The 2,772-nt window shown below is 25.7% G+C and carries 2 protein-coding genes; both read left to right on the top strand.

What is annotated here, in order from left to right:
- Positions 1 to 282: 282 nt before the first annotated feature.
- The gene (locus tag U881_RS0110055; protein WP_024654276.1) at positions 283 to 996 is read left to right on the top strand and encodes a hypothetical protein; all 714 of its coding nucleotides are present in this window, start codon (positions 283 to 285) and stop codon (positions 994 to 996) included.
- A gap of 343 nt (positions 997 to 1,339) precedes the next feature.
- The coding region (locus U881_RS11285) for a plasmid maintenance protein (RefSeq protein WP_024654275.1) at positions 1,340 to 2,772 on the top strand (1,433 nt) is incomplete at its 3' end.

The following is a 2,772-nucleotide window of genomic DNA, read 5'->3' as shown; positions in this document are numbered from 1 at the left end:
ACACTCAAATCCCCTCCTCTAAGCCTTCAAAATGACAAACAAGAATACTTTACTCTTATCAACCTTTGCCATAAAACTTAATAAAAGTAAAGTAGCTTGCCTTTCTTCTATTGGAAATAAAATCAATGCTAATAACATAAACAATAAATAAAAATTTGTCAAGATTGCTAACAATAGTATTTTACTAGTTTAATTAATACTCATAAATAAATCTTTAACTAAAAATTAACCTTTAGCTATAATAAAATAGCATACTATCTATTATAAGGAGATAAAATCAATATGATAAAAGTAGAATCAATACAATTATACAAACTTGGAGAAGTAGTAAAAATACTAAAAGAAAACTTTAATTTTAAAATAGACAAGCCAACTCTTTGTAGAAAATTAACTAAACTAAATGCATATGTAATATACAACGAAAAGAAATACATTCCGGAAGACATAATATGTCATTTAACAACAGAAATGAGATACCTAGAAATCAGAATAAATACTAAAAAAATTGTTGAAAATAAAATAAAAAGTATAAAACAAAAAATAAGTATATATGACCAAAAAAATAAAATACCTTCAATAGAAGCTATACAACAAATCAAGACCAATAACAGCAATACAACAAAATTGATTAAAGCATTTTTAGAATTACAAGAAAAAATTCAACACATAGAAGAAAAAACTCAAAAAGAAATTCAACACATAGAAGAAAAAACTCAAAAAGAAATTCAACACATAGAAGAAAAAACTCAAAAAGAAATTCAACACATAGAAGAAAAAACTCAAAAAGAAATTCAACACATAGAAGAAAAAACTCGAAAAGAAATAAAAAACAAAGATGAAGAAATATCAGAACTAAAACAAAAGATACAAAACATAGAAGAAGAAAAACAGACTCAAATAAAGTTAATCAAAGGGTTAATAGATACATCAAATAATTCAATTTACAAAGAATCAAAAAAAAATAATTGTTATATAAAAAAACAAAAAAATATCTAATTTATATAAAAAATATAAATAATTCTAAAAATATTATTTACAGAATATTCAGAATTATTTAATTCAATTTAATTTGATTGGGCAATTTTATTGACAATAATGCATAGTTGATTTAAAATTAGTATTTATGATTATAAACAACATCTTAAATACTAATTTAGTTAAATTTTTTTATCATATAAATAGAAATTTCACAAAAATTGTTTCTCAGCTTTATTCAATAAAAAAAGTGATGTATAAAAAAATCACCTCAACTAAAAAACTAGTCAAGAGTGAAATTTTCATATATAATAAAACATACGAACATCCAAAGATTCTTTTTAAGAAAAAGAAAATCTAAACTTTGGATAAAAAAACAAAAACCATGTTAAGTATAGCAAAAGATAATAAGAATTTCAAATATCAAGACCCAAAAGGTCAAATAGACGCAATATTAAAAAGCCTTGTAGAACTAAATACTTATAAAAATCCCCATAATACTCAAACAATACGAATGTCCTATGTTAAATTGCAAATAAGTAAAATGCTGAAACGATACAACAGATTACTCAAAGTTTACTGGACAATAAATACTAAAAATACAAATTACAAACAATCAAAGGGAATCGAAGAATATTCAGCAAGTGATATCCAAAACATAGTACTTAAATTACTAGAAAATGATTATGCAAAAAAAGTATGTAAACGCACTCTAGAATTAGATATAAAGCTACTAAACAATCTAAATTTAATAAAATCTAAAATTATAAGATTTGGTAAAGGAAAAGGAAGTGTTGCTTATTATGTGCAAAACATGGAACTAATGCCTACTCATAAAGAAGCAATATTAGAATATCTAACACAACTTCTAAAAGACAATTTAAAAGATAAATTCATTATTGGAAATTTTGATTTTAATGAGCTTTTTGATAACGAACCCCAAAATATAAATTCGCAAAATACAAAACTCATAAAAGAAAAAATAGAATCAAAAAACAACGAACAACTTCATAAAAATCGCATGAGTATAATTTCGCATGTGCAAGATTCGGATGRTATTAATAAAGCTAATATAAGCAATAAAAAAGAAAAGAATTCTAAAGAGAACTCAGAAATGCTTTTGAAAAAAGCTGATTTTTATAAAAAAAAGAAAAGAGATTGCAAAATAATTAGGAAAGATGTCGAAACAAGACTGCTATCTGACTACAAAATTAGCGAAAAGTACGTGAAGCAAATAAAAGAGCTAAGTAACAACGATTCGACATACATAAATGCTCTGTTAAATCTGGAGCAAGCAATAACTGATTATGGAATTGAATACAGTCTTGAAGACATTTTAGAGCATTTTTTAAAGCAATTTGCAAATAGATACAAGCACAAAGTCTGGATGATGATGAAAAGAGAAGATGGGATAATAAACGATTATGAAATAATTTGGGAAGGCAGATTTAGAGACTGGTATCCCAATAAGTACAAAAAGCGATATGTTGAAAAATCGGTTTATGGTGAGAGCATATGCATTGGAAAAAAACTTGCAGAAAAAGAAAGAAAAAAAGCAACAAAAAATTTGTGCAATCATGAAACAGAAAAGAAAGCAAAAAAAGAGAAACGCAGGCTAGAATTGCTGAGAAGAGAAGAATATTTGCAGAGGCTTTTTAAACAGGAAGCAAAAGAAAGAAAAGAGAGACTTAGGAGGGCAGAAGAGGAGCGAGCCCATTTGAAGAACCGTGCGAAAGAAAGTATGTTAGCGAATTTGAAGAAAAACATAGGCGATAACGCACAATCAAACGAAACAGA

The sequence above is a fragment of the Borrelia persica No12 genome, assembly GCF_000500045.1.
Taxonomy (GTDB): domain Bacteria; phylum Spirochaetota; class Spirochaetia; order Borreliales; family Borreliaceae; genus Borrelia; species Borrelia persica.
Note: the sequence above shows the minus strand (reverse complement) of the source record. Positions and strands in the feature narration are given on the sequence as shown.

What these genes read in the sequence shown, in the direction of transcription:
- U881_RS0110055 (WP_024654276.1), top strand. Translation starts at nt 283, where the DNA reads ATGATAAAAGTAGAATCAATACAATTATACAAACTTGGAGAAGTAGTA.